At 64.1% G+C, this 2,482-nt stretch carries 1 protein-coding gene and 1 pseudogene; both read left to right on the forward strand.

All coding sequences use genetic code 11. From position 1 onward, the window contains the following. Positions 1–2,049, forward strand: a 2,049-nt coding sequence (locus EN750_RS29115) for a PAS domain-containing sensor histidine kinase (RefSeq protein WP_145968014.1), incomplete at its 5' end; no start/stop codon positions are given. 86 nt (positions 2,050–2,135) lie between these two features. Continuing rightward, a pseudogene (locus tag EN750_RS29120) lies at positions 2,136–2,482 on the forward strand (purine-nucleoside phosphorylase); the annotation flags it as partial.

The following is a 2,482-nucleotide window of genomic DNA, read 5'->3' on the forward strand; positions in this document are numbered from 1 at the left end:
CGCTGGTACCGGGCCCGCGCCCGCGCCTTCAGCGTTCCAGGCCAGCGGCTGCCGATGCTGGCCTGGCAGCTTGCCGACATCTCGCAGGAGCGGGCCGAGCAGGAGCGCTTCTTCCTCGACCTGCAGAAGGCGATCGATCACCTCGACCACGCGCCGGCCGGCTTCTTTTCGGCTGACCAGGAGGGCCGCGTCACCTATATCAACGCCACGCTCGCCGAATGGCTGGGCATCGACCTCACCAGCTTCACGCCCGGCGCCGTGTCTCTGTCGGAGATCGTGGCCGGCGACGGCATGGCGCTGGTCCGCTCGGTCAAGGCCGACCCCGGCACCACACGCAACGCGGTGATAGATCTCGACCTGACGACCACGACGGGCGAAGCGCTGCCGGTGCGCTTCATGCACCGTGTTTCGGCCAGCCGCGAAGGATTGAACGGGCCGACACGCACGATCGTGCTCAACCGCACGCAAGGCGAGGATGCCTCTGCCGATTTGCGGGCTTCGGAAGTGCGCTTCACTCGCTTCTTCAACTCGACACCGATGGCGATCGCCGGCGTCGACCACAATGGGCGCATCCTGCGTACCAATGCGCCGTTCCTGTCGCTGTTTTCGTCTGTCGTCGATCGCGACGCCGTCGACCGTCGCGTACGGCTCGACACGGTGATCCACGAACGCGACCGGCCGGCCTTTGCGGCTGCCTTCGAGAAAGCGCAGCAGCGGCAGGCCGACATCGAGCCGATCGACACGCTTTTGCCCGGCAACGACGAACGGCACATCCGCTTCTACGTCAACGCCGTCGCCGACGGCACCGGCGGCGAGGGCGCCGAGGAGTCGGCCATCGTCTACGCCGTCGAGACGACGGAGCAGAAGGCGCTCGAAGGGCAGATGGCGCAGAGCCAGAAGATGCAGGCGGTCGGCCAGCTTGCCGGCGGCATCGCGCATGATTTCAACAATGTGCTGACCGCCATCATCATGGCGTCCGACCTTTTGTTGACCAACCACCGTCCGTCGGACCCGTCCTTCCCCGACATCATGAACATCAAGCAGAATGCCAACCGGGCGGCTTCGCTGGTACGGCAACTGCTCGCCTTCTCGCGCAAGCAGACATTGCGGCCGGAAGTGCTCAACCTGACCGACGTGCTCGCTGATCTCAGGATGCTGCTGGCCCGGCTGGTCGGCAACGACATCAAGCTGAAGGTCGACCATGGCCGCGACCTGTGGCCGGTCAAGGTCGATATCGGGCAGTTCGAACAGGTGGTGGTCAACCTTGCGGTCAACGCGCGCGACGCAATGCCGGCGGGTGGCGATCTCACCGTGCGCACGCGCAATGTGACCGCCGAGGAGTGCAAGGCCTTTTCCTATCGCGAACTCACCCCGGCCGACTATGTCGTGGTCGAAGTCGAGGACTCCGGCAGCGGTATCGCGCCCGACGTGCTGAAGAAGATCTTCGAGCCCTTCTTCACCACCAAGGAGGTTGGCAAAGGCACCGGCCTTGGCCTGTCGATGGTCTACGGCATCATCAAGCAGACCGGCGGCTTCATCTTCTGCGATTCCGAGGTCGGCAAAGGCTCGACTTTCCGCATTTTCCTGCCGCGTCACATCGCCGAAGCGAAAAAAGCAGGCGAGCCCGGCGATGCGCCGGCGGCGCCGGCAAAGGTCGCCGATCCGGCCAAGGATCTGTCGGGCTCGGCCACGGTGCTGCTCGTCGAGGACGAGGATGCCGTGCGCATGGGCGGCATGCGGGCGCTGACCTCGCGTGGCTACACCGTGCACGAGGCATCGTCGGGCGTCGAGGCGCTGGAAGTGTTCGAGGCGCTGGGCGGCAAGGTCGATATCGTCGTTTCCGATGTGGTCATGCCGGAAATGGACGGACCGACACTGCTTGGTGAATTGCGCAAGCGCCAGCCGGACATCAAGTTCGTCTTCGTGTCCGGCTACGCCGAGGACGCATTCGCCAGAAACCTCCCGGCAGATGCGCATTTCGGCTTTCTGCCCAAGCCGTTTTCGCTCAAGCAACTGGCGACGATCGTCAAGGACGTGCTGGAGTCTTAGAGCCTTTCCCATGTTCCACCTTGCACAACGCCGTGACAACGCCATGATTGCGGGTGAAACGGCAGGAAGGCTTAGGGGAGCAACTGGTGACGCCGCACAACGAAGCGGACAAGGACGACTACGCCGACACGGTTTTGTTGCCGGGTGACCCGCAGCGCGCCGAGTGGATGGCGCAAACGTTCCTGGAAGCGCCGCGCTGCATCAATCGCCGCCGCGGCGCGCTTGGCTTCACCGGGCTGTTTGGCGGCAAACCCGTCAGCATTCAGGCGACGGGCATCGGCGTTTCATCGTTTCTGATCTATGCGCACGAATTGCTGGACCATTATGGCGCCCGGACGTTGATCCGCACCGGCACCTGCGGCAGCCTGACCGCAAAAGCAAAACTGCGCAGCCTTGTCATCTCACAATCGGCACAGGCGGAAAGCGCCCAGAG

The sequence above is a fragment of the Mesorhizobium sp. M7A.F.Ca.ET.027.03.2.1 genome, from assembly GCF_003999175.1.
Classification (GTDB): domain Bacteria; phylum Pseudomonadota; class Alphaproteobacteria; order Rhizobiales; family Rhizobiaceae; genus Mesorhizobium.